The sequence below is a fragment of the Chryseobacterium sp. MA9 genome (assembly GCF_024399315.1).
GTDB lineage: Bacteria > Bacteroidota > Bacteroidia > Flavobacteriales > Weeksellaceae > Chryseobacterium.
Genome location: NZ_CP075170.1, coordinates 1,470,417 through 1,495,722, shown reverse-complemented (window position 1 = coordinate 1,495,722; position 25,306 = coordinate 1,470,417). Strand labels below are relative to the sequence as shown.

Sequence of the window (25,306 nt, the reverse complement as noted above, 5' to 3'; positions counted from 1 at the left end):
ATTGTAGAAGCAGTTTTTGTGGATAATTCTTTCCTCCAATTTATGAAATCTAATTTCTAATTTCTTACTTTTGTCAAATGCAGGATTCGTTTGTACATAAAGGAAAAAGAAAGATTTTAGTAGATTACCTTCGGCACAGAATTGGAATTTCAGACGAAAATGTACTTTCGGCAATGAGTGAAGTTCCAAGACATCTTTTTATCGAAAGTATTTTTGAAGACTTTGCCTATGAAGACAGAGCATTTCCTATTCTGGCACATCAGACCATTTCCCACCCTTCAACGGTAGCAGAACAGTCTGAGTTGCTGCAGGTAAAACCAGGTGAAAAAGTCCTGGAGATAGGCACCGGATGCGGATATCAGACTGCTGTTCTATTGGCCATGAAAGCCCATGTATATACTGTAGAAAGGCAGAAAGATCTATTCGACTTTTCCAAAAAGAAACTCAGGGAACTTCATCTGTTTCCAAAATTTCAGAGCTTTGGAGATGGCTTTGCCGGGCTTCCTACTTTTGCTCCCTTTGATAAAATCATTGTAACCTGTGGTGCTTCCACCTTACCAACAGAGCTTTTGAAACAACTGAACATAGGAGGAATAATGGTGATTCCATTGGGACCTACTGATGAACAGGTTTTATACAGATTTACTAAAATAGGTCCTACAGAATTTGAAAAAGAAGAATTCGGGGCTTATAAATTTGTTCCGATGCTTGGAAAAACCAATCAATAATTTTTATCCATCAGAACCGGAATTGGGAGAAGAACTGGTCTCAAACACCAGTTCTGTTGAATACCAATTTTATTAATAGGAACGGACCTTAGTCCGTTTTTTTATAAATAGACATTCAATTGGCTTTAGCTAAAATTTAAAATATTTTAACTCGTTTCGGAATGAAAATTGGACTTATATGAGAACCCAATCACTAAAATCTATTATTATGGATACGAACAGATTCAAAGCGTCACATGATTTTAGTAATCTTCAGAAAAACCTGAATAATAATCCAGGATATAACGTAGAAAGTTATTCCCAGCAGGTAAAAGATTACATTCATGACATGAAAAGCAGGAATCAGGAAGCAACTAAACAAGGATTTATGTCGCAGGCTCAGAAATCTGCGAAAGAAGTTTGGACAGAAATTCAGGAAATTGCTTCTGAAGCCTGGGAGAAGAACAAAGACCATTCAGATGAAAAGAAATAATTTTTAATATTAAAGTTCAGGAACCTTACTTTTTGCGAGTGAGGTTTTTTATTTAAAATCATCAAACAACAGTATAATGAAAGTTTTTATCAATAAAAGAATTCCCAAAACAGGAATTAAAATGCTGGAAGAAGCTGGGCTGGAAATTACAGTTCCGGAAAAAGAAAACCTTTCTTATGAAGAATGGCTGAGTTACTGTAAAAATACCGATGTGATCTTAAGTATTGGTTCAGAATTTAAATATGACAAAAACTTCTTTGAATCCTGCCCGAATGTTAAAGCCATTGCTTTATATTCTGTAGGTTTTGATCATGTAGATATCAAAGAAGCTACCCAAAGGAATATTCCGGTGGGTAATACTCCTGATGTTTTGAGCAAAGCCACTTCAGATGTCGCTTTTTTACTCATGCAGGCGGTGGCAAGAAGAGCAAGCTATAATTTCCAGAAAGTAAAAGATGATAATTGGGGGACATTTGATCCTTTGGATGCTTTGGGGCAGGAACTTTATGGAAAAACACTGGGGATTTTTGGACTGGGACGTATCGGGTATGAAATGGCTGAAAAATCAAAAAAGGCTTTTGGAATGAATATCATTTATCACAACCGCCATCATAATAAAGAAGCAGAACAGGAATTGGGAGCAGTTTATGTTTCTTTTGAAGAGCTGATCAAAAACTCAGATGTATTGAGCGTTCATGCCAATTTTACCTCTGACCATAAAGAATTATTCAATTATTCCTTATTTGAACAGATGAAACCCGATGCGATCTTTATCAATACAGCCAGAGGAGGCTTCCACAACCAAAAAGACCTGTATCAGGCACTGGTAGATAAGAAAATCTGGGGAGCTGGTCTGGATGTTACCAATCCGGAACCTATGTCTGCAGACGATCCTATTCTTGGGCTTTCCAGTGTTTGTATTCTGCCACACATTGGTTCTGCTACGGTTGAAGCCCGGAATGGGATGGCCAGACTGGCTGCAGGAAATATCATCGCTTTTTCTAAAAATGAAAAAATGCCGCATTGTGCAAATCCTGACGTTTATTCTCATCATTCATCATAACTTGGAATTATTTTTGTTTTGATTATATAAACCTAAAATCTTAAATATCATGGCACCAGAGAAAAATATTAATGAACAAAACAAAAGGTTAGAACAGATGGATTATAACCCGAATGAAGATATATTTAAGAGAGAAAAACACATTTCGCTCGATGGAGACGGAAATCCTATTCTGGATGAAGACCTTGACGATGATAAAATTGATAAAGGCTTAGATATTCCCGGAGCTGATGACGATGATGAAATGGAAGAAATAGGAGAAGAAGATGAAGAGAACAACTACTGGAGTCTCAGCGATAATGAAGATGACCACGAAGAGGAAAACGATGATGTTTTAACCTAAACTTTTACGATACACCAACCAGCCTTATTGATTTTCAGTAAGGTTTTTTTATATTGAAAAACGACTTCTTTTAGTAAGGGCAATTCCCCTCCTTTGGAGGGGTGGATTCAAAAAATTAAATAGTTTTTGAAGACGGGGTGGTTCCATAATGCAGCACAATAAAACCCTCCAACTCCTTCATCACCAAACTCAGATTATTCCTCACATCAAAATCACTAATCCTGAAAACCAACAACCCTAATGGTTCAAGATATTCCTCTCTTATCCCATCATAAACCTGCTTTTCATCATGACTTGAACCATCTATTTCTATAATGAGTCCTAAATTTTCACATAAAAATCAACGATATAATTTCCAATAATTCTTTGTCTGTCAAAGTCAATCTTATGAAAATTTTTTGCACGGACTTTCTTCCAAAATATAACTTCACCAAGAATTCTGGCTTTACGTTTTTCTTTTAATAATTCTTTTAAATAGGGGTTGTAGGGAAGATTTTCTACGAAGTTCCTATAGATCGGAATTCCGTTGATTAGGGTAAGGGTTTCTTTCATGATTGTGTTTATTTTTTACCACCCCGTCTTCCAAAGTTATTAACTTTGAAATCCACCCCTCCAAGGGAGGGGAATTGAGATGGGTATATTCAAATATAGTATTAATATCAAATTGTGAGATATCCGGATTCGATAATTTTGCTTAAACCTTAAACCTTAAACCTTAAACCTTAAACCTTAAACCTTAAACCTTAAACCTTAAACCTTAAACCCTATAAGCCATTTTGATCCTTTCACTTGCCTATATTTTCTAATTTGAATATCTTTAAAACTTCAAACATTGTTTCAACATAGACCTTTAAATAGCAATATGACATTTCAAGAACAGATACAGCAGGGGATTTCTAATCAGCTGCCACAACCAAAACCATACGAGATCAATATCAACCATGCTCCGAAGCGTAAAGAAATTTTAGGGGAAGAAGAGAAAAAGCTGGCATTGAAAAATGCATTACGTTATTTCGATCCTCAGTTTCATGCAGAACTGATTCCTGAATTTAAGCAGGAACTGGAAGATTACGGAAGAATTTATATGTACCGTTTCCGTCCGGATTATGAGATGAAGGCAAGACCTATCACAGACTATCCCGGAAAATCTGAGCAGGCGAAAGCCATTATGCTGATGATTCAGAATAATCTGGATTATGCAGTGGCACAGCACCCTCACGAATTGATTACTTACGGTGGAAATGGAGCTGTATTTTCAAACTGGGCCCAGTATCTGCTGACGATGAAATACCTGTCAGAAATGAGTAATGAGCAAACATTGGTGATGTATTCAGGACATCCTATGGGATTGTTCCCGTCTCATAAAGATGCACCAAGAGTAGTTGTTACGAATGGAATGATGATCCCGAACTATTCTAAACCGGATGATTGGGAGAAATTTAATGCATTGGGAGTTACCCAGTACGGACAAATGACGGCAGGAAGTTACATGTATATTGGCCCTCAGGGAATTGTTCATGGGACAACGATTACAGCTTTAAATGCTTTCAGAAAAATCAAAAAAGAACCAAAAGGAGGACTTTTTGTTACTTCAGGATTAGGAGGAATGAGTGGTGCGCAGCCAAAAGCAGGTAATATTGCAGGTTGTGTGACTGTATGTGCGGAAGTGAATCCTAAAATTACCAAAATCCGTCATGATCAGAAATGGGTGAATGAGATTCATGAAGATCTTGATTCATTGGTGAAAAGAGTAAGAGAAGCACAGGCTAACAAAGAAACTGTTTCCTTGGCTTATCTTGGAAATATTGTTGATGTTTGGGAGAAATTCGATCAGGAAGATTTAAGAATTGACATCGGATCAGATCAGACCTCACTTCACAATCCTTGGGCTGGTGGTTACTATCCGGTAGGACAAAGTTTTGAAGAATCTAATACAATGATGGCTGAAAACCCTGAATTATTCAAAGAAAAAGTTCAGGAAACGTTGAGAAGGCACGCTGCAGCCATCAACAAACATACGGCAAAAGGAACCTATTTCTTTGATTATGGAAATGCCTTTTTATTGGAAGCTTCCAGAGCCGGAGCTGATGTAATGGCAGAAAATCCAACATTGGGAAGAGAATTCAAATATCCGAGTTATGTACAGGATATTATGGGCCCTATGTGTTTTGATTATGGTTTTGGGCCGTTCCGTTGGGTATGTTCCAGCGGAAAGCCGGAAGATCTACAGAAAACGGATGATATTGCGTGTGCAGTATTGGAAGAAATGGTAAAAAACTCTCCTGAAGAAATTCAGCAGCAGATGAAAGATAATATCCAGTGGATCAAAGGAGCACAGGAAAACAAACTGGTAGTAGGTTCACAGGCAAGAATCCTTTATGCAGACGCAGAAGGAAGAATGAAGATTGCAGAAGCCTTCAATAAAGCCATTAGAAATGGAGAAATAGGACCTGTGGTATTAGGTAGAGACCACCATGATGTTTCAGGAACAGATTCTCCTTACAGAGAGACTTCCAATATCTATGACGGGTCAAGATTTACTGCGGATATGGCTATTCACAATGTGATTGGTGACAGTTTCCGCGGAGCTACCTGGGTTTCTATTCACAATGGTGGTGGAGTAGGCTGGGGAGAAGTAATCAACGGTGGCTTCGGAATGCTTTTGGACGGAAGCGATGATGCCGACAGAAGATTGAAGTCTATGCTTTTCTGGGACGTAAACAACGGAATCTCAAGAAGAAGCTGGGCAAGAAACGAAGGCGCTATTTTCGCCATTAAAAGAGCTATGGAAGTAGAACCGAATCTGAAAGTAACTCTTCCAAACCTTGTAGACGAAAATTTACTGTAAAATATAATATTCAACATTGGCAACAATCAACAAACAACTGTTTTCACACCTGAACGTAGAGGATTGTGATCCTGTATGGGAGAAGTTTGCTGAGGTTGAATTTTCAAAAAAAACTCTGTTTACGGACAATAAAGCCTATCTTGTAGAAGATGGGCTTGTTCGTAAATATTATATCAGCAACACATCCGATATTGATACTGAAATCTGTGCAGAATTTTACTTTCCCGGAGATATTTTCACCGTTGACGAAAAAGGATCTGATGCTGTTTACGAGTCTATAAACAGCGGGCTGGCATGGGAAATCACCCTTGATGAGGTGAAAGATATGTTTGTTTTAAATCCGCACTGCCGTTTCGTTCAGAATTATTATCTCAGCAGAAAACTTAATGCTGCTATGAAAAGGGAAATGCTCCTGTTGAAAAATACACCTCAGGATTTGTATGAATACCTTTTGAAGAACAAACCTCATTACATCCAGAATATTCCTTTAAAATATCTTGCCTCTTACATTGGGATTACGCCTATCTCTTTAAGCAGGATCAGAAAAAGGATTGTGTAAGCTGGAAGAGGGGAGCTGGAAGCTGGAAGTTACTACCCGTTTCCCTATTTTCTATAGATTTAATAATTAAATTGATCAATCATTTCAAATAAAAAAAGGAATAGTTATTCTATCACCTCAATAACTCCCATATTCCATCCCCCAGCTCCCAATCTCAACCCTCATTAATTATCTTTTGTTTATTGTCTTGCCTTCCGTAAGTCTTTTCCTTTGTGAAAAAAAAATTATGGAAATACAAAAATTAAACTGGGCCGGTATCAAGCTCACTTCACACAACAAAACCATCTTAATAGACGCTGTAGAAGATTTCTCTTACTATAAACCTGTTTTGGGTGATGCTGTAGAAAGTCTTATAGAATTCTCAGACCATGTACAGGCAGATTATATCCTGTTTACCCATCTGCATCTCGATCATTTTGACAAAGGAGTCATCAGGAAATGTTTGAAGAAAAACGGAAAACTGATTGTCTATGCAGGGCTTGAAGCCGTGGTAAGAAAAATTGTAATTGACGCAGAGATCATTATTCTTGATCTGAATGAAACCTTTACAGAAAACAACATCACCTTCAAACCCGTATTTGCTATGGATGGATTGGGAGAAATACAGTCTTCCTGGATTGTGGATGACGGAAAAACAAAGCTCTTTCATGGTGGAGACACCATCTGGCACAACCAGTTCTGGAAGCTCGGAAAAGAAAATTCCAATATAGATTACGCATTTTTACCCGTAAACGGTGTTGTGGTCAATTTTGAAATCATTGGATTAGAATACAGCCCTGTTCCCGCCTCTCTCAGTCTCAAAGAAGCCTTTGCCGCAGCCCATCTTTTACATGCTAAAAAACTGGTGCTCATCCACTACGGATTGTTTGCTCATGAGAAATTTTATATTCCTCAGGTGTTTGATGACAATGATATGAAGCGTATTTCAGAGGAAGTAGGACAGGAGTATATGGTTTTGAAAGATGGAACAGTGTTGTTAAAATCTTAAATGGTATTCGTAAGGAAAACTGTCATTCTGAATGAAATGCAATGTAGTGAAGAATCTCAACATCAATAGGAACGGGCTTTAGCCCGTTTTTTAGGATCATTTCTGCATCTCATTGTCAATCCACTCAATTGTCACTCCACGATCTTTTGCATAAGTAGAGTTTCTCGCGCCTTTTTATCATTCAACAGGAATCTATACAGCAAAATTTTTAAATTGATGAAAAAATAAGAATTTAGATTCCTCCGGAATGACAAGGTGAAAGCGTAGGAAGACTATGTAAACATTTATTTGTTCAGATCTTAATAGAAGAAACTATCCGCTTAGATTATCCATACAGTCTGTCATTCCGTAGGAATCCAAACAGAATTAGATGCTTAAAAAACCTTACGATTTTTCAACAGAATTTAAAATGTTAGAAAATTTCACAAGCCTTTCCAACCTTTTCTGCCATAGGGTCATCTTTATAATAAAAGCTTACTATGAAAATCACGATACCCAAACCCTGTCATGAAAACTGGAATACGATGTCACCAGATGAAAAAGGAAGATTCTGCACTGTTTGTTCCAAAACGGTACGAGACTTCAGGAAAACTTCGGATGATGATATTATAGATGTGTTTTCTAAGGCTTCGGAAGAAATCTGTGGAAATTTTAATCCATCACAGCTCAACCGGGAGCTGCATTATTCTTATATCAATGATCTTTTTGTGAAATTTGCTGTTGGTTTTATGCTAACAACAGGAGGGATTGTAAATGTGAATGCACAACAAAATAAAACCTGTGATACCCTAAAGGCTGAAGAAATGGAGGAAGTTGTTTTCAATACTCAGAGAGACAGAAAATTGCTTGGTTCTGTTTCGGTAGTGCCAGCGAGAGCTTTATTAGACAGCAAAGAAAAAGAAAAAAAAGAAATTGTCTCAAAATTATCAGGAGTAATTGGTAAGGCTCCTGAAGATCATAACAGTATACGTATTGGTGGAGCTCCCTCAAGTGGAGCAGTATATAAGCCCATGTATATAGTGAATGGAAAAATAAGCGATTATGAAAAAGTAAAAGCACTGGATCCTAATCTTATAAAAACAATGAATATACTAAAGGGCGCTTCTGCAACTACAAAGTATGGCGAAAAAGCCAAAGATGGAGTAGTTGTAATTACTACTAAGAATAAACGGTAAAAAAATAAAACAAGCATAATTTATACGATATATTCTAAATTTTCTATTATTATTATTATTATTATTCTATCTTAGTAATAAATATAACTGACCATGAGACTAAACATTGCAAACCCTTGTCATGAAAATTGGGAAGAAATGACAAGCAATCAAAAAGGGAAATTTTGTTCCGTTTGTTCTAAAACTGTAACAGATTTTACAAGCTCCTCAGATGAAGAACTTTTAATGAGTTTTAAGTCTGATAAAAAAATGTGTGGGAGGTTTACGGGTGATCAGTTAGGTCGAAATCTAAATTTTTCATTAACCTCTAAAATAGCTCTGGGATTATTGGTTGCAAGCGGAGTGGTGACCACAACCAAAGCACAGGAAGTAAAAGGTGAAGAAGTAAAGAAAGTTGATTTTAAGAAAGGGCTTGAAGGAGTAGAGGTCATCAACAATACAATCAATAAAACAATGTGGCTGGGCATGCCAAGTAAAGAAGATATTGAATCTACACAGCCAATGATTCTGCTGGATGGTAAGAAAATATCTGAAGAGAAAATGAAAAAAATAAAAGGAGATAATGTGAAAAGTGTCAATATACTTTCTGGTGAAGGAGCAACCAAACTTTATGGAGATAAAGGGAGATATGGAGTTATTGTGATTGAAAGTAAAAAATAGAATTGTTGAAAAAATATACCGCGCACTATCAAAAAAAAGATATTGTTTTAGTTTCAGAAACTCAAAATGAAGTGGGAAGAATTGTAGATGTCAGGAAATTATTTCACTATGAGCAATATATTGCTTTCAATTCTAAGAAATATGATATCCGGAATGTAGGTTTTCTAAAGAATGATGTAGAACTCTTTGATTCAAATGTGATAACATATTTCACAGATTTAGCAAAGGAAAGAATTATTAAGTCAGGCCAAGGAGTTAGAATTTATTATTTTAAATTAAAAAGCACCTGGCAATTAACTGAAAAAGGGAAGTTACTGATCGAGATACGGGAGGAGAAAAGAAGAGGTAAAGAATCAATTTTTCATCTTGAAGTCGATCATTCTGCTAATGACTTATTAACTTTACTGTTCTTGCATTACTCAACTAAGGAATTTAATTCTATTGGTGGAGATGGAGATTAAAAAATGATGAACATAAAGCATAAAAATCTTGCGTAAAATATAAACTCCGGCGATCGAAGATCGCCGGAGTTTATATTTATTTTAAAATAAAAGATTATTATTTCACCGCTGCAATCGCCGCTTCGTAATTCGGCTCGTGAGAAATATCTGCAACCTGCTCTTCGTAGATAATCTTTCCTGATGGATCTATTACCACTACAGCTCTGCTCAGAAGGCCTTTCATTGCAGAATCTACCAGTTCCACCCCATAGTTCCATCCGAAATCTGAACGGAAATCTGAAAGCATTACAACATTTTTGATTCCTTCTGCACCACAGAATCTTTTCTGGGCAAACGGAAGATCTTTGGAAATACAAAGTACTACTGTATTGGGAAGATTTCCTGCCTCTTCGTTGAAATGGTGTACAGAAGCTGAACAAACACCTGTGTCTACACTAGGAAAGATATTTAAGATCACATTCTTTCCTTTGTAGGAATCCAACGTCTGCTCATTCATATTCACATCTGTAAGGGTAAATTTAGGAGCAGGTTTGTTCAGAGCCGGCAATTTTGCATAGGTGTGTACTTCTTTTCCTCCCATTAAAACTGTATTGGTTGCTTTAGATTTTTGTGCAAAGCTCACTGCAGAGAAGAATAATAGTGTACTGAAAACTAATTTTGAAAACATGAAATTTATTTTTAGGCTAAATTATTCTTTTTTCAGGAGCTGAGATTAATTTTAATTCAAATAGATCAAATCTATGAGCAGATTGTTTTTTTCAAAACATTTTACTTTTACCTTTATATAATAAAACCTCCTTAGAAGGAGAATCTTATCACATAAAAAAAATAGAAAGATTTATGAGTTCAGAAAATACAGCATCATTCCATCACATTTTTAAGGGTGAAAATGAAATTCCGGAAGAATATAAAGTTCCGGTCATTCACCAGAGAACTTATCTTTTGAATGGCGAACTGGTAGAGTGGAACGGAGATGTCACCGAAATCTATTCCCCGGTGTGTATTCCTACAGAAAATGGATTAGAAAGAAAACTTTTGGGAAGTATCCCCAATATTGGCCCGAAAGAAGCCATGGATGTCCTTGAAGCCTGTGTAAAAGCCTACGATAACGGTCTTGGCGAATGGCCGACTATGTCTGTGGAAGGACGCATTAAATGCATGCAAAAATTTGTTTACCTGATGATCCAGCAAAGAGATCTGATCATTAAGTTACTGATGTGGGAAATCGGGAAAACGCTGGCCGATTCTACGAAAGAATTTGACCGTACTGTAGATTATATCAATCAAACCATTGATGCTCTGAAAGATCTGGACAGAGAATCTTCCCGCTTTCAACAGGCAGAAGGAACCATTGCACAGATTAGAAGAGCGCCGCTGGGAGTGGTTTTAAGTATGGGACCGTTCAATTATCCTCTGAACGAAATATTTACCACCCTGATTCCCGCTTTGATTATGGGAAATACGATTCTGTTTAAACTTCCGAAACATGGAGTGTTAGCCCACTATCCATTATTAGAAGCTTTCAAAGAAGCCTTCCCGAAAGGAACAGTGAATACCTTATATGGAAAGGGATCAGAAATTATCACACCCATCATGGAAAGCGGAAAAGTGAATGTTCTTGCCTTCATTGGATCCAGTAAGGTGGCTAACGGACTGAAAAAACTACACCCGAAAGTAAACCGTTTAAGAGCAATTCTTAGCTTAGATGCGAAAAATGCAGCCATTGTTACCAAAAATGCAAATCTGGATGTAGCGGTGAGTGAATGTGTTCTGGGCGCGCTTTCTTTCAACGGACAGCGATGCACAGCATTGAAACTGATATTTGTTCAGAAAGAAATAGCTGAAGAATTTACAAAAAAATTGAGTGAAGCGGTTTCTGCCTTGAAACCAGGACTTCCATGGGAGAAAGATGTAAAAGTAACTCCGCTTCCGGAAGTGAACAAGCCTCCTTACTTGAAAGAATGCATTGATGATGCTTTACAGAAAGGAGCAGCCGTTTTGAATAGAGATGGAGGCTATACGGATGAATCTTTTGTTTTTCCGGCGGTAGTTTATCCTGTAAACAGTGATATGAAACTGTATCATGAGGAACAGTTTGGTCCGGTGATTCCTGTTGTTCCATTTGAAGATATAGAAGAACCTATAGATTATCAGGTGAATGCTTCACATGGGATGCAGGTAAGTATTTTCAGTGAAGATCCGCGGGAAGTAGCAAAGCTGATTGATCCATTCGTGAATCTCGTAAGCCGCGTTAATATCAACTGCCAGGCGCAAAGAGGTCCGGATGTTTTCCCTTTTACCGGAAGAAAAGACAGTGCGGAAGGAACGCTTTCTGTTTTTGATGCGCTCCGTTCATTCTCAATCCGGTCTCTGGTAGCAGCAAAACTTACAGATTCCAATAAAGAATTACTCAATACCATCGTTAGAGAACATGATTCCAATTTTTTAAGTACAGATTATATTTTCTGATTCTGTTGTATTTAACATAATTAAAAATCCTCAATAAACTTCTTTGTTTGCTGAGGATTTTTTTAACTTAATGCCGGAAATTAGTTTTGTGTTATAATTAAGATAATGTTTCAATAAATATTATCTAAGGTCAGTGTGTAAATCATGTCTTCACCGGAAAAAGAATTTTTAGAGAAAATTGAAAAGCACAAAGGTGTTGTTTTCAAGATTTCTAAAATGTACATGGATAATAAGGACGATCAGAATGACCTCTATCAGGAGATCATCTACCAGGCCTGGAAATCATATGGTGATTTTCAAAAGAGAAGTGATTTCTCCACATGGCTGTACAGAACAGCGCTAAACACAGCAATTGTTTTCCTGCGAAGTGAAAAAAAACGTAGTTTTATACAGAATCAGAATGTAGATGGGCTACATGCCCGGCAGGAACCTTACAATGATACGGATGATATGAATATGAAGCTGATGTATGAAGCAATTCATCAGTTGAGCCCTATTGATAAAGCCCTTATATTTTTCTTTTTGGAGGGTTTTTCTGGAAAAGAAATTGCCGTTCAGCTGGGAATTACTGAAGTGAATACAAGGGTAAAGCTGAAAAGGGCAAAAGAGAAGCTGAAAGAGATCATTACCACACAAAGAGCAGGTTCTCATTAAAAGATAAAATGATGGAGTTAGAAAACTTTAAAGAACTTTGGAATAAAGATACAGGACAGGAATCTCCTGAAATTTCTCTTGAAAAACAGAAGGAAATACATTCCCCGTTGCAAATGCTGAAAGTGAATATGGAAACTGAGTTTTGGCTGATGATTGTAACGCTGCCTTTACTTTTAACCAATTTCCCGTTTGCTTCTACTGATTCTAATATTAAAATCATATCTGCATTTGTAACAATCCTGACCATTGTTATTATCGTCTATTTTTATTCCCGTTTTCTGAAATTGTATAAGCTGCTTCAAAAGAATAGTATCAATACAAATTATGATTTGTTCAATCTTAAAAGTCAGCTTCTCATATCAAAAGAAATTTATATAGCTTATTATGTTTCCTATATTCCTCTTGGATTTCTTCTCTCTCTGATCAGAATTAATTTCCATTTTGAGATGGAATATAACCTGGCTATCTTCGGGATCAGTCTTCTGATTACCCTGCTCTTGATTGCTTTTATCATAAAATACTGGATCTATTATATGTACGGAAGGTATATTGATGATGTAGTACGTTTGGTAGATGAGCTTAACGAGATTGAAGTAAGTCCCAGACCTGAAAAGAAAAAAACTTGGTTTGAGCGTTCACAGAAATTTTTCATGAATAAAATGGGCATCAAAGGAAATATTCTGAATACCGTTATCTGGTTTGTTTCGATGTATATTTTTATCATTTTATTTTTGACACTCGTTTTTTTAATTGTCATAATAGCCGGTGCCAAGCTGAACTTCCTTGATATAGAGTCCTTACAAAGAGCTTTAAATAAACTGAATTAGAAGTTTAGTTAAAAATAGAAGAACCTGATAGATAACCTGTCAGGTTTTTTTATTTCTTTGTGAAAATACTGTAACAATTTTTTTTAATGAAAACTAACTCTATAGAGTAACAAATCATGATCTCATTAGAACAAGAGTTTATAAGTCAAATTGAACAGCATAAAGGAATCCTATTTAAGATTTCTAAAATGTATATGACTGAAAAGGATGATCGGGATGATCTCTTTCAGGAGATTACCTATCAGCTCTGGAAAGCATTTCCTGGTTTCAGAGGTGAAAGCGAATTTTCAACATGGCTATACAGAATCGCTTTGAATACGGCCATTATTTTCCTTAAATCAGAAAAAAGAAGAAGCTTTATTGCCCATGAAGATTTTTCCAATCATATTATTGTGCAGGAGGACTATGATTACCGTAAAGAAGAGCGTCTGGCTGAAATGTATAAGGCTATTCATCAACTCAATCCCATTGATAAAGCTTTTGTATTCTACTATCTGGAAGATTTTTCAGGAAAGCAGATCGCAGAACAGATGGGAATTTCTGAAGGAAACGCAAGAGTGAAAATGAACCGGGCAAAAAATAAACTTAAAGATATCTTAAGCCAAATAAAAACCAACAAACATTAAAATCAGTAATCCAATGAATATCAATGAATTGAAAAACACCTGGAATGAAGATATTATGGAGGAAACTCCGGAAATAAGTATTGAACAAAGAAATAAACTGAATCTTCCCCTTGAAAAAATACGTAAAAACATGCGTGTGGAATTCTGGTGGGTGATAGGAATTTTTGTTTTTGCTTTTTTGGTTTGCTCAGTCTGCAGGCCTTTTAAATTGCAATTGTATATAACGGTTTTAATTGCTTCCATGCTTATTGTTACCGTTTTCTTTTTCAGTAAGTTCTTTAAACTCTATAACGAAATCAGTAATACTGCACCTAAGACCTACGATTCTCTGAAAGATCTGGTAATGCAGCTGAATCTGAATAAACAGTATTATCTTTCATACTACATCAGCTTTGCACCGTTTCTGGTATGTGAGATACTGATTGTCCTGGAATTTATCCCATGGCCAAAACCTTTGAGTGAACTAAAAATTGCTGTAATCTTAATTGGTTCTGTGATTGGAGGGTTGTTTATACTCTATCTGGCTGGGAAATTCTGGTTTCACCGTTATTACGGAAGATACATGCAGCATATTGAAAATCTTTTGGAAGAGTTGAAAAGATAGAAAATATTTCGGCGGGCTGAAAGCCCGCCGAAATATTTATAAATTATTGTCCTTTATTATTATCTTTTTCTTTAGCAATTTCATTTTTTATCCAATCCAGCTGTGGGTCTTTTCTGTCAATGATATCCTGCATACTTTCAGTAACCACTACATCGGGAATAACGCCTTTCCGTGAGTCTGAAAATTTGATATTAGGCTGTACAAGAAGTAACCCGATAGGGAACCTGATCTCAGAATTGGGAAGTTTCTGATAAGAATAGAAACCTGCAACTGTTCCGTCATTGGCACCGCCGGTTTCTTCACCTACAAGAGTTGCTCTTTTATCATTCTTAAGCTTAGCGGTAATAATAGAAGATGCTGAGAAGCTTCCTCCGTTAATCAATACAAAAACTTTTCCGTGGAAAGCTTGTTTATTAGGCTTTGTGGGTTTATCAGCTTTCATTTTATAGAAAACCTTCCCGTCTTTTTTATATGTACTGAAAGCCTGTGCGAAGAAATAACTTGGATAGGCAATACTTTTAAGAGCATATTCTAAGGGATTGCTTTTTCTGAAATAATTTGTACGCAGTGGAGTATTCCTTGATGTTACCTGAGAAGGTTTGATCAGGGTAAAAGGTGCATCTGCTAAATAGGAATACAGGTTATTGATCTCATAGAGAGACCCTCCATAGTTATTTCGGACATCTATGATGAGGTAGGGAGTTTTAGCCTCATTGATCTTTGCAAAGGTCTTTTTATAAAATTTATCAGAATAATCTCTGGAGAAACTTTGTACCTTTATATAAGCAATAGTGCTGTCTTTATCCAGGAATTTAAAACTTCTGTTATAAGAATTACTTGAAGCTACATAATCGTTCAGTTTCTTTTCCAGTGTCTTTTTCTTCATTTCCTTATCCTTCTCAAGATCAGAGTAAGATTTTATTTCCCTGCTTAAGGTATAGATTTTTTTTTCTCCCTGATAAAGCGTTTCAAGAGTTGCTTTACTCCCAAAACCGTTTTCTGCAGTATAAAAATTAAAGAAAAGATCTTTTAAAAAATAGGGATGAAAAGTCGTATTATCACCATCACTGCTGATCAGGCTTCTGTATTTCTTTATATAATCTGAGACAGGAATATTGTTGATTGATAAAATTTCGGTTCCGGGTTGTATATGCTCAATAGAATCTCTGTTTTGAATGATATACATCTGATCGCCTGATATATAATATTCAAAACGGCTGAACATTCCTTTCTGATGTTCCAGTCTTTTAAACTCTCTTTTGGTAAATTTCTTTCTGGGAATTCTTAATGAAAGATGCCCTTCACGGATTCCTGCAATGACAGGCTGAAGTTTAAAATAAAACTGAAGAGGAGTAAGAGATTCAGTGAGAGTCTGTTTAAGACTGTCAAATTTATGGTCCAATTCCTTCTTGGGAATATACCAGTATAATTGAGGATGCATTTGCTGTAATTTTGAATAAGCAAAGTCCACATCCTCTTTGAGTTGCTCCGGTGGAATACATGAAGCCCGCTGTTCGTTGTGTTTTCTTATAGAGGCACAAGACGAAAGTATTGCGAGAAGAAATATTACCGAATAATTTTTCAATATATCTGAGTTTTTTTAAGGTGCTAAAATAGAAAGTTTAAAATTAATCATGACTTAAATGATTAATAAATTTTCCAAAATACATGATAAATTTAGTTAAAAAATGTACTAAAACTGAATAAATTTTCATTTAAAGGCAAAAGTCAATACATTTGATATTTATTTTATACAGATGATTTATTGGATTATTACGACTGTAGCTGTTTTGACAGTTACCTTTTTTATAGTGATCAATATGAAGGCGTTTGGCGGGGTGCCAAAAGGAAAGAGGCTGGAACGTATCAGACAGTCAAAACTCTATAAAAAAAGACAGTTTCAGAATATCAGCCATACCCCTTCCATTACAGAAGGTTACAAAATGTCGAAAGTGACTTACGATTTCTTTTTAGGAAAAAAAGATCCACTTTTGAAGCCTTTGAAAGAAATTCCATCTCTTCATACCGATTTAAAAAGCAGAGATAAAAATCAGGATGTATTTATCTGGCTGGGACATTCATCTTATTATCTGCAGACAGATGGTATTTCGTTCCTGATTGATCCTGTATTGAGTTTATATGGTTCACCTTTCAAATATTTTAACAAAGCTTTTAAAGGATCAGATATCTTTAAACCTGAAGATATTCCCAATGTTGATTATCTGGTAATAACCCATGATCATTTTGACCATTTGGATTACCCAACTGTAAAATCTATCAAAGACAGAACAGGAATGGCTATTTTACCTTTGGGAGTGGGAGCGCATCTGGAGAGATGGGGATATGCTGAAAACTCGATGATTGAAGAAGAATGGGGAACTGAAGTGGCTCTGAAAAATGATATAAAAATTGTTTTTACCCCTGCCAGACATTTTTCGGGCAGGAGAATCAGTAAGAATGATACCCTATGGAGTTCCTATGTTCTGATAACACCTACAAAGAAGATTTTCTTAGGAGGAGACAGTGGTTATGATACCCATTTTAAAACAATTGGTGAACAATACGGACCTTTCGATTATGCAATTCTTGAGAATGGGCAATATGGAGAAGCATGGAGGTATATCCATACACTGCCGGAAGATGTTATTCAAGCCAGTATTGATCTCAGAGCAGAACGTATCATTCCTGTTCATGCAGCAAAATTTGCACTTGCACTTCACCCATGGAATGAGCCATTACAAAAGATAACTGCTCTTGGAAAAGAAAAAGGATTGAATATCCTCACTCCGATGATTGGAGAGGTAGTAGATCTGAATCAGCATGAACAACAATTTACAGCCTGGTGGGAAGACTGATCAGGCATGCCAGATGTCTTTATACCTTACGGGATGGTTTTCAAACTGTTGTCGCACAAAATCACATTCCGGGTCTACAAGCAAATCTTTTTCTTCTGCGTAGCGTACAAGCTCATCCAGTAATAGTTTGGCGTATCCTTTTCCTTCACGTTCTTCATCAAGTTTCGTATAATACACAATAAGCAGTCTTCCGTCAACCTCTATGGACATATAACCTGCCTTTTTCCCATCAATAAATAGCTGCAATTCGTCCTGATATGGAGATACCTGAAACTTTATATTTTCCATGATAATGTAAGATTTGGTTGATAAAAAATAATTTGGAGAACTTCCCAAAACATTCTCTCCATTAAAATTACGAAATTAAATAATATGAAATAATAGTTTTCAGGAATCTTAACGAATTTTATAACATAATGATTAAAAGATAAAAGATGTTGTTAATACTTAATAGGGGTCTTTAGCCCAGCCAGACTTTAAAAAAACATCCATTGGTCTTAGCCAAAACTTAAAAAGGTACTCTTTAAAATTCTTGATTTAATTCCAATTTACTGATTGTTATTCGCTTATTATAAAATCTCTGTTTAACGAAATGAATTATATTCTGATTATCATTTCAAGATGATTAACATGTGATAATTTTATGAAAATGTATAATATATTTCAAAGGTAATCAGTTGTTTATGGTTTTTTTTAATAAATATTAGAATTTACAATTAATATTTGGCACTTTAATTGACTATACTATCATGTTTAATTTAAAAGGGGAATGAAATGAAAAAGTTACTTTTAACAGCATTTTTGATTGGGACATTTAGTTTGAGCTATGCCCAGTCAGATTATTACAATGATTACAGAAGAAGTATTTCGGATGTTAACTGGCAAAGAGTTGTTGCCGATCTGTTGCTGTCTACAACACAGGCAAACCAGATTTATGTACTAAATGACCGATATCGTGATTACGATACATGGAACAGGGTGTATGTGGTAGAGCCGGGAAGATGGAGAAACGACCGCTACTCAGAGCTGGAAAGAATCCTGGGTAGAGAAAAATATATCATTTTTAAAAAGAAATATTATAAAGGTCAAAACCCTGTGATTGTTTACGGCAGAAATAAGAACGATTATAAAAAATACCGTAAACAACAGGAGAAATATTATAAAAATCAGGAAAAATACTATAAAAAACAATCTAAGCATCATGGCCGCGGTCACGGGCACGATGATGACGGTTGGGATTAAATCATTATCAACTATATATTCACTTTTAAATGGCTGGCATCTTTGTCAGTCATTTTATTTTTTAAACAGAATTGTTTTTATTGATTAATTTGTTTGAATTTTATAATTTTGATTCATGGAATCACATGAGTCACTTAAAGGTTTTTATGAAAGGAATGCTCCCAATCTGGCATCACAATGTATTGGAGTCAACAGGATGGGGCACTTCAATGTATTTTCGCGGGAATATTGTTCTCCGTTGACTCCCTATAGCAGAAGGGATTATTATAAGATTTCACTGATTATAGGAAAGGGAAAACTGCATTATGCCGATAAATGGATTAAAGTAGACCGGCCTGCTTTATTATTTTCAAATCCTATTATTCCTTATTCCTGGGAGGCAGATGATGAAGATCAGAAAGGCTGGTTTTGTCTGTTTACCGATCAGTTTTTGCATAATGGAAGCCGCATGGGAAACCTTCAGGATTCTCCGCTGTTCAAGATTGGAGGGACACCGGTTTTCTTTGTGGATGAAGAACAGCAGAGGATACTTTCTGATATTTATACTAAAATGATGACGGAAATTCAGTCGGATTATATTCACAAATATGATATGCTGAGAGCTTACCTTCACCTGATGATTCATGAAACCATGAGAATGCAACCGGCAGAAAGTTTTGAACCTTATCAGAATGCTTCACAGCGGGTTGCTTCCTTATTTATGGAGCTTCTTGAAAGACAATTTCCAATCGACAGTCCTGAAGCCTTTTTAAAATTAAAAACACCCAACGACTATGCTCAGAGTCTTTCCATACATGTGAATTCTTTAAACCGTTCTGTAAAAGAGATCACAGGGAAAACAACCAGCCAGCAGATTACCGCAAGGATTATTCAGGAGGCCAATGCTTTACTGAAACACACAGACTGGAATGTAGCCGAAATCGCCTACGGATTAGGTTTTGAAGAACCGGCTTATTTTACCAATTACTTTAAAAAACAAACCGGAATCACTCCTAATGCCCTAAGAATGGACATTGTTTGAATTTTATAATTCTTGGTTTGAATTCTATATAGTGGTTGATTTCCGGATATTCTAATTTTGTCATATAAAATTAAATCATACCTATCATGAAATTTAAAAAATTAGGAAACACAGACGAACAGTTATCAGCAATTGGTTTAGGATGTATGGGAATGAGCTTTGCTTATGGTCCTACAGATGAACAGGAAAGTATCAATACCTTACACAGAGCTTTGGATTTAGGCGTTAACTTCTGGGATACAGCAGATATGTATGCCAATGGAGAAAACGAAAAACTGATTTCTAAGGTTTTGGTTCCGAACAGGGATAAGATTTTTATTGCAACCAAATTCGGATTCAGGTTTAAAGACGGTAAAGCAAGCCATAGTGGAGCTCCGGGAACTTATTTTGACGGTTCTCCGGAATGGATCAGAAAGGCAGTAGATTTAAGTCTTCAAAGATTGAAAATAGATACTATTGACCTGTACTATGCTCACAGAGTGGATCCCAATGTTCCGGTGGAGGAAACAGTAGGAGCAATGGCAGAGCTGGTAAAAGCAGGAAAAGTGAAATATATCGGATTATCCGAAGCTTCAGCAGAATCTATCAGAAAAGCTAATAAAATTCACCCGATTGCAGCATTACAGTCAGAATATTCCATCCTTACAAAAGATGTTGAAAAAGAAATTTTACCAACTATCAGAGAACTGGGAATTTCTTTAGTACCTTATTCACCGTTGGCAAGAGGTCTTTTTACCAATATTTATGATGTACAGAACCTGGGTGATGATGACTTCAGAAAATCTTTACCGCGCTATCAGCAGGAGTATCTTGAAAATAATACTAAACTGGCAAACGAGATTAATGATTTTGCCGCTTCCAAAGGAGTAAAAGGAACTCAGCTTGCCCTGGCCTGGGTATTGAATCAGGGAGATGATATTATCCCGATTCCGGGTACCAAACGAATTAAATACCTGGAAGAAAATATTGCAGCCGTCAATATAGAGCTTTCCCAATCAGATCTGGATACCATTGATGCCATTCTGAAAAAATACCCGAATGTAGGAGAAAGATATACTGAAGGTTCAATGAAACTGGTGAACAACTAAAAACTATTGTACAAAAACTGAGTTCCTGATTATGGTGGAGCTCAGTTTTTTTATTACTCTCAATGAGGAATTTATAATATGAAAAAAACTAAATTATGAACAGAAGAGAACTGTTAAAGAATGGCTTATTGGCAGGAACATTAAGTATGATTCCTTTTTCCAGTGTATTGGCAGAAACTCCAAAAACAGCTGAAAAGACAGGTGATGATCTTTCCGGCTTTAAAAAACTGAAGCTTGGAGAACTGGAACTTTTTGTTCTTACAGACGGATATATTCATGAAGAAAATCTCAACGAATTTGCTCCCAGAGGAACTGTTGCTGAGCTGAAATCAATCCTTAAAGATAATTTCAGGCCGGAGAATTATATTGATATGGCCATGAATATTCTATTGGTTAAAACAAAGAATAAACTCATTTTGTTAGATACCGGAATGGGCATTTTTGCTGATGAAAGGACCGGTTTTTTATTAAAAAGCCTCCAAAAAGCAGGCTTTTCACCAAAAGATATTACTGATGTTTTTATTTCCCATGCCCACCCTGATCATATTGGTGGTGTAGTTGATAAGAAACAGAACCTGGTTTTTCCGAACGCCAATATTTTCATTTCAAAAATTGAACATGATTTTTGGATGAAAGCCACAATTAAAGATTTTGAAAATAGTGCTTTGAAAAAACAGCCTGGACTGCTTAATCAGATTATTCCTGCTGTTCAAAATATTCTGAAGACCATTCAGCCGAAACTTAAGTTTTATGACCTTAATAATCCGCTGTATGATTCTTTCAGTTTTCAGCTGGCTCCCGGTCATACTCCCGGTTTAATAGTAACAACCATTTCCTCAGGGAATGAAAAGTTGATCTACATTGCTGATTTGATTCATTCCGATGTAATCCTTTTTCCACATCCTGAGTGGGGCTACTTTGGAGATACCGATCTGGATATTGCCGCCGTTTCAAGAAAAAAGCTTCTTCAACAGCTGGCAGATACCAAAATCAGAGCATTTGCTTATCATTTGCCATGGCCGGGTCTGGGCTTTACAAAAACAAAATCCGGTGCATTTGAATGGTTCCCGGAAAGTTTTATGAATTAAGTTGCAGGTAATAGGTAATTAGAGATTAGGGAACTATTGTCCTGGATTACTATATATGTGCTCAGCATTCCTCTCCTCCGGAGGGGTGGTCAAATAATCACTTTCAGATATAAACAACTGATCCCCCAGGCAGTGAGAGGATCAGTTTCAAACATAAGAAAAAATTAGAGTTTTCTGATCATCAAGCTTCTCCAAATACCAACTCGGGAGAGTACAGTTTTCTGAACATCAGATAAGTCATTGTAAGCACTGAGAAAGCGACTATTGCGTCTATCGTAGATGGAAAACCCAGTACTGCTATTTTTGAGAAGAAAGCAAAGAGGATATCGAAAAACATTCCTGCAAATACCCATTCTTTCAGCCTCAGTAACCTGTTGGGAAGCAAAAGAACAAGAACACCTGAAATTTTAAAAACCCCCAGTATATAAATGAAATGAGGAGGATAGCCAAGCTGTTGGGTGATGTCCCAAACAACAGGGTTTTTTGTCAGTTCAAAGAAACCACTGGCCCCAAACCATAATGACATAAAAATAGCTCCTGCCCAATAGATGATTTTTGTTGTTTTTGTTTTCATTGTAGTATTATTTTTAGTTGTTATTATTACTGTATTGCGTAAAAGTTATTTGAAGATTGTTTTTGCTGATCCTGATATTTCTCCTGTTTTTGTATTTTGAATAAAAGCTATGACTTCCCAATTTTCAGGAGAAAAGCCGTCCGGAAGCTTAAAGGTTGTTGCTCCTTCCGTTTGTTTATTCAGTGAGACCTGATTTTGCCTGTGAACAATCTGCCAATGATGCAGATGACGGCCTTCATTTTCACCTTTACCTACCTGGGTGGAGGAATGTTTTTCAACCAGATTAATAAGAAGCATATTCTTAGGATCAGTGGCAGAGGTTTTATACTGTACATTGATTTCCTTCTGAGAAATATTTGCTGATAGTTCTACATTTGTTTTTTTAGAATTAAATAAGGCTTCCCGTATTGCATTTTTGATATTGTTTTCATCAGATCCTACAAATTCCGTTTTTCCATTGACAACCAATTGTGGAGTATAAACCTGTGAATTTAAGATACGGCTGTATTGCTGTTGTCGCTGTGAGTTTTCTGCAGTACTGAATCTGTCTTTCCACCCAAGGCGGTTCCAGTAATCCACATGATAGGAGAGAAGGTAAACAGGTTCGTCCTTATATTCTTTTTCAATTTTTCCAATCAGTTCATCTGCCGGTGGGCAACTGGAGCAGCCTTCTGAAGTGAAAAGCTCCAAAACCACAAAACCATTGTTTTCATTAGTTGAATGCTGTGCTGTCTTTTGGATTTTATCTTGATGAATAAATGCTGAAGTAGCAAATAATAATGCGGTAAAAGCGCTTACTATGATTAAGTTTTTTAGTATCATGTCTTTTAATTTGATTCAAAAGTAGATACTTGGGAAAGACAGAAGAATACAAAAAAGGGTTAACCGGACAAATTGAAAGGTGAATCCGGAAATTGTGAGGGGAAGTATATTTTGGCTGGAAGAAGGAGGTTGGAAGCTGGAGGTTCTGGAGTACCAAAAAGGAGTAGAGGTTTGTATTTTTAAATATTGAAATATAAACAGGAAAGAGCTTAATAAATTAAAACAGATCAAATAAAAAACAGAAGAAAACCCTGATCATATCAATCAGGGTTATCATTTATTTTAAAAAAACATCTATAGATTAGAATGGCTTCAAGTACTTCCAGCTCCCAGCCTCAAACTTCCTTCTTCTCTATCTGTCTTCCAGCCAAGTAAAGAAACTATGAGTCTTTTCTTTATTAATAAGAAGCTTTTCGGGGGTTTCTACAGTGAGTTTCACCAATATTTTGCGTTGAAAATAATGTTCCATCTCCTTGATCGCTTTAAAATTGACCAGATATTGTCTGTTGATTCTGAAGAATTGTTTTTCAGAGACCTGTTCTGCGACTTGTCCCAAAGGCTGACTAAGGGGAAACTGTTCTTTGGTAAAGGTTACCAGATGAGTTATCTCATTATGGATATAAAAATAAGCAATATCATCCGTAGGAATCGTTGTATATTTCTGATTTTTAAAAACAAGGAAACTACTTTTACCGGAAGGCTGAGTGATTTTTTGTATAATGGATTCCAAATCTGGCAAGTCATTTTTCTGAAAGAATTTTTTCAGTTCATCAACTTTTCGTAAAGCTTCAGCAATATCTTCTTTTGAAAAAGGCTTTAAAACATAGTCAACTCCCTTACTTTTAAAGGCATCCAGCATATACTGATCAAAAGCAGTACAGAAAACCACAGGACATGTGATATCTACCGATTTGAAAATCTCAAATGAAAGTCCGTCCGAAAGATGGATGTCCATAAAAATAAGATCGGGTTTGAGCTCCTTTAAGCCCTCAATACTTGTTTCGATACTGTCGTAAACACCCAGTATCTTTGAGTTCGGTTTTAAATCTGAAATTAAATTCTGAAGGGATTTTGCAGCCCTGAATTCGTCTTCAATAATGATGATATTCATGAATTAATGGTAGTTTTATTTGAAATGTTTTTTCGTCTGAGTTAATTGTAATTTCCTTTTCCAGTAGATGTCTGTAACGCATTTTAATATTGTCAAGTCCCACTCCCAGAGAGTCTTCAGTATTCATCTTTCGCTGTATAGGATTTTCAATTACAATTTGAGCATCAGCGGTATAGATTTTAATATGTAAAGGTTTACTTTGCGAAACAATATTGTGCTTGATGCAGTTCTCTACCAAAAGCTGAAGTGTAAAAGGAGGGATAAGGGTTTGAGCTGATTCTTTTTCAAGTTCGTTGGTAAACTTAATTCCTTCACCAAAACGGGCTTTCTGAAGAAAAAGATAAGCATCCACTATTTTCATTTCTTCCTGAACACTGATGAGGTCCAGTTTTCTGCTTTCAAGTGTAAATCGGTAAAAATCAGAAAGTTTTACAATAAAATCAACCGTTTCTTCGTCATGCGTTTCTGCCATTAATTTTAATGTATTCAGGCTGTTGAAGAGAAAATGTGGATTGATCTGTTGTTTCAGTAATTCGTACTGGGCCCCTAAATTGTCACTTTTTACCTTTTCCAGTTCAAGCTGTATCTGCTGGCCTGTATAGTTATTTTGAAGCAGTGTTAAAAACATATAGCATACCAGATTGATTAAAATTCCTCTTACTTCAACCATCAGCATTACCGGACCGAAATTGATATGAGATAAAATAAGCTGCTGAATCCAGGCAAGTCCAAACATAATCACCATTCCGAAAGCCAGTACCACCATCAATCTTGAATAGGAAATATGCTGTCTTCGTTTTGCTGTACGGTTCAGCATATAAATATTAATATACCACATGATAATGGAAAATGCTGCTGTAATTCCTGAATTCACCAAGGCTTCTTTCCAGTCAAACTGATGTGAAGCCAGCTGAGGAACAGAAGATAGAATCCCCAGGAAAACAGAGCTTATCCAGATAATGGCTTGTGAAATTTTTATTTTTTGCTGTTGCATGAAATCTGCTGATTTGAAAAAGTTAAATTAATGC

Annotated in this window: 27 protein-coding genes and 1 pseudogene; 20 read left to right on the top strand and 8 right to left on the bottom strand. The window is 36.1% G+C overall.

The window, feature by feature from the left end:
* Window positions 1-77 precede the first annotated feature (77 nt).
* The 4 genes from KIK00_RS06915 (at window position 78) to KIK00_RS06900 (ending at window position 2,606) form a co-directional block, all read left to right on the top strand.
* Window positions 78-728 (top strand): protein-L-isoaspartate(D-aspartate) O-methyltransferase, encoded by a 651-nt coding sequence (locus KIK00_RS06915; protein ID WP_255815817.1) that lies wholly within the window; start codon window positions 78-80, stop codon window positions 726-728.
* A gap of 208 nt (window positions 729-936) precedes the next feature.
* The gene (locus KIK00_RS06910) at window positions 937-1,200 is read left to right on the top strand and encodes a prevent-host-death protein (protein ID WP_255815816.1); all 264 of its coding nucleotides are present in this window, start codon (window positions 937-939) and stop codon (window positions 1,198-1,200) included.
* A 76-nt stretch (window positions 1,201-1,276) separates the two neighbouring features.
* Window positions 1,277-2,263, top strand: coding sequence for a D-glycerate dehydrogenase (locus KIK00_RS06905; protein WP_255815815.1), 987 nt, complete (start codon window positions 1,277-1,279; stop codon window positions 2,261-2,263).
* Window positions 2,264-2,312: 49 nt separating this feature from the next.
* Complete coding sequence (locus KIK00_RS06900) at window positions 2,313-2,606, top strand: hypothetical protein (protein ID WP_255815814.1); 294 nt, start codon at window positions 2,313-2,315, stop codon at window positions 2,604-2,606.
* 115 nt (window positions 2,607-2,721) lie between these two features.
* Here KIK00_RS06900 and KIK00_RS06895 read toward each other — a convergent pair.
* Window positions 2,722-3,158: pseudogene (locus KIK00_RS06895) on the bottom strand (endonuclease domain-containing protein).
* A 310-nt stretch (window positions 3,159-3,468) separates the two neighbouring features.
* On the opposite strand from KIK00_RS06895, the gene KIK00_RS06890 reads away from it, so the two are divergent.
* The 6 genes from KIK00_RS06890 to KIK00_RS06865 all read left to right on the top strand — a co-directional run bounded on the left by KIK00_RS06890 (window position 3,469) and on the right by KIK00_RS06865 (window position 9,297).
* The gene (locus tag KIK00_RS06890; RefSeq protein ID WP_255815813.1) at window positions 3,469-5,454 is read left to right on the top strand and encodes a urocanate hydratase; all 1,986 of its coding nucleotides are present in this window, start codon (window positions 3,469-3,471) and stop codon (window positions 5,452-5,454) included.
* A gap of 16 nt (window positions 5,455-5,470) precedes the next feature.
* Entirely contained in the window at window positions 5,471-6,013 is a 543-nt protein-coding gene (locus tag KIK00_RS06885; RefSeq protein ID WP_255815812.1) for a Crp/Fnr family transcriptional regulator, read from the top strand.
* A gap of 226 nt (window positions 6,014-6,239) precedes the next feature.
* Window positions 6,240-7,001: an MBL fold metallo-hydrolase gene (locus tag KIK00_RS06880; RefSeq protein WP_255815811.1), complete on the top strand. Its 762-nt coding sequence runs from the start codon at window positions 6,240-6,242 to the stop codon at window positions 6,999-7,001.
* A 479-nt stretch (window positions 7,002-7,480) separates the two neighbouring features.
* Window positions 7,481-8,176: a TonB-dependent receptor plug domain-containing protein gene (locus KIK00_RS06875; protein ID WP_255815810.1), complete on the top strand. Its 696-nt coding sequence runs from the start codon at window positions 7,481-7,483 to the stop codon at window positions 8,174-8,176.
* Between the two features lie 93 nt (window positions 8,177-8,269).
* Window positions 8,270-8,836, top strand: a complete 567-nt coding sequence (locus KIK00_RS06870; RefSeq protein WP_255815809.1) for a hypothetical protein — start codon at window positions 8,270-8,272, stop codon at window positions 8,834-8,836.
* A 5-nt stretch (window positions 8,837-8,841) separates the two neighbouring features.
* Window positions 8,842-9,297: a hypothetical protein gene (locus tag KIK00_RS06865; protein ID WP_255815808.1), complete on the top strand. Its 456-nt coding sequence runs from the start codon at window positions 8,842-8,844 to the stop codon at window positions 9,295-9,297.
* Between the two features lie 97 nt (window positions 9,298-9,394).
* Here the strand turns inward: KIK00_RS06865 and tpx are convergent, their stop codons facing one another.
* On the bottom strand, window positions 9,395-9,964 hold the full coding sequence (tpx, locus tag KIK00_RS06860; protein WP_255815807.1) for a thiol peroxidase: 570 nt from the start codon (window positions 9,962-9,964) through the stop codon (window positions 9,395-9,397).
* Between the two features lie 173 nt (window positions 9,965-10,137).
* On the opposite strand from tpx, the gene KIK00_RS06855 reads away from it, so the two are divergent.
* From KIK00_RS06855 to KIK00_RS06835, 5 genes are all read left to right on the top strand, one after another.
* Complete coding sequence (locus tag KIK00_RS06855) at window positions 10,138-11,766, top strand: NADP-dependent glyceraldehyde-3-phosphate dehydrogenase (protein WP_255815806.1); 1,629 nt, start codon at window positions 10,138-10,140, stop codon at window positions 11,764-11,766.
* 144 nt (window positions 11,767-11,910) lie between these two features.
* Window positions 11,911-12,420: an RNA polymerase sigma factor gene (locus tag KIK00_RS06850; RefSeq protein WP_255815805.1), complete on the top strand. Its 510-nt coding sequence runs from the start codon at window positions 11,911-11,913 to the stop codon at window positions 12,418-12,420.
* A gap of 8 nt (window positions 12,421-12,428) precedes the next feature.
* Window positions 12,429-13,247, top strand: coding sequence for a hypothetical protein (locus KIK00_RS06845; protein ID WP_255815804.1), 819 nt, complete (start codon window positions 12,429-12,431; stop codon window positions 13,245-13,247).
* A gap of 116 nt (window positions 13,248-13,363) precedes the next feature.
* Window positions 13,364-13,873 (top strand): RNA polymerase sigma factor, encoded by a 510-nt coding sequence (locus tag KIK00_RS06840; protein ID WP_255815803.1) that lies wholly within the window; start codon window positions 13,364-13,366, stop codon window positions 13,871-13,873.
* 13 nt (window positions 13,874-13,886) lie between these two features.
* Entirely contained in the window at window positions 13,887-14,477 is a 591-nt protein-coding gene (locus tag KIK00_RS06835) for a hypothetical protein (protein WP_255815802.1), read from the top strand.
* A 43-nt stretch (window positions 14,478-14,520) separates the two neighbouring features.
* Here the strand turns inward: KIK00_RS06835 and KIK00_RS06830 are convergent, their stop codons facing one another.
* On the bottom strand, window positions 14,521-15,918 hold the full coding sequence (locus KIK00_RS06830; protein WP_255815801.1) for a S41 family peptidase: 1,398 nt from the start codon (window positions 15,916-15,918) through the stop codon (window positions 14,521-14,523).
* A 316-nt stretch (window positions 15,919-16,234) separates the two neighbouring features.
* Between KIK00_RS06830 and KIK00_RS06825 the strand changes: the two genes are divergently transcribed.
* A complete protein-coding gene (locus tag KIK00_RS06825) occupies window positions 16,235-17,332 on the top strand; it encodes an MBL fold metallo-hydrolase (RefSeq protein WP_255815800.1) in 1,098 nt (365 codons plus the stop codon).
* Here KIK00_RS06825 and KIK00_RS06820 read toward each other — a convergent pair whose 3' ends face one another.
* Complete coding sequence (locus KIK00_RS06820; protein WP_047377616.1) at window positions 17,333-17,620, bottom strand: GNAT family N-acetyltransferase; 288 nt, start codon at window positions 17,618-17,620, stop codon at window positions 17,333-17,335.
* Between the two features lie 486 nt (window positions 17,621-18,106).
* Here KIK00_RS06820 and KIK00_RS06815 point away from each other — a divergent pair, with 486 nt between their 5' ends.
* The 4 genes from KIK00_RS06815 (at window position 18,107) to KIK00_RS06800 (ending at window position 21,771) form a co-directional block, all read left to right on the top strand.
* Window positions 18,107-18,574 carry a hypothetical protein gene (locus KIK00_RS06815; protein ID WP_255815799.1) on the top strand — a complete coding sequence of 156 codons (468 nt, stop codon included), beginning with the start codon at window positions 18,107-18,109 and terminating at the stop codon, window positions 18,572-18,574.
* A gap of 115 nt (window positions 18,575-18,689) precedes the next feature.
* On the top strand, window positions 18,690-19,595 hold the full coding sequence (locus KIK00_RS06810; protein ID WP_255815798.1) for an AraC family transcriptional regulator: 906 nt from the start codon (window positions 18,690-18,692) through the stop codon (window positions 19,593-19,595).
* 86 nt (window positions 19,596-19,681) lie between these two features.
* Window positions 19,682-20,683, top strand: a complete 1,002-nt coding sequence (locus KIK00_RS06805) for an aldo/keto reductase (RefSeq protein ID WP_255815797.1) — start codon at window positions 19,682-19,684, stop codon at window positions 20,681-20,683.
* Window positions 20,684-20,778: 95 nt separating this feature from the next.
* Entirely contained in the window at window positions 20,779-21,771 is a 993-nt protein-coding gene (locus KIK00_RS06800) for an MBL fold metallo-hydrolase (RefSeq protein WP_255815796.1), read from the top strand.
* Between the two features lie 181 nt (window positions 21,772-21,952).
* Here the strand turns inward: KIK00_RS06800 and KIK00_RS06795 are convergent, their stop codons facing one another.
* The 4 genes from KIK00_RS06795 to KIK00_RS06780 all read right to left on the bottom strand — a co-directional run bounded on the left by KIK00_RS06795 (window position 21,953) and on the right by KIK00_RS06780 (window position 25,272).
* Window positions 21,953-22,345, bottom strand: coding sequence for a DoxX family protein (locus tag KIK00_RS06795; RefSeq protein WP_255815795.1), 393 nt, complete (start codon window positions 22,343-22,345; stop codon window positions 21,953-21,955).
* Window positions 22,346-22,390: 45 nt separating this feature from the next.
* A complete protein-coding gene (locus KIK00_RS06790) occupies window positions 22,391-23,167 on the bottom strand; it encodes a thioredoxin family protein (protein WP_255815794.1) in 777 nt (258 codons plus the stop codon).
* A 352-nt stretch (window positions 23,168-23,519) separates the two neighbouring features.
* Window positions 23,520-24,278, bottom strand: coding sequence for a LytTR family DNA-binding domain-containing protein (locus KIK00_RS06785; protein WP_255815793.1), 759 nt, complete (start codon window positions 24,276-24,278; stop codon window positions 23,520-23,522).
* Window positions 24,259-25,272 carry a sensor histidine kinase gene (locus KIK00_RS06780; protein WP_255815792.1) on the bottom strand — a complete coding sequence of 338 codons (1,014 nt, stop codon included), beginning with the start codon at window positions 25,270-25,272 and terminating at the stop codon, window positions 24,259-24,261. The genes KIK00_RS06785 and KIK00_RS06780 overlap by 20 nt, the downstream gene beginning before the upstream one ends.
* Between the last annotated feature and the right edge of the window lie 34 nt (window positions 25,273-25,306).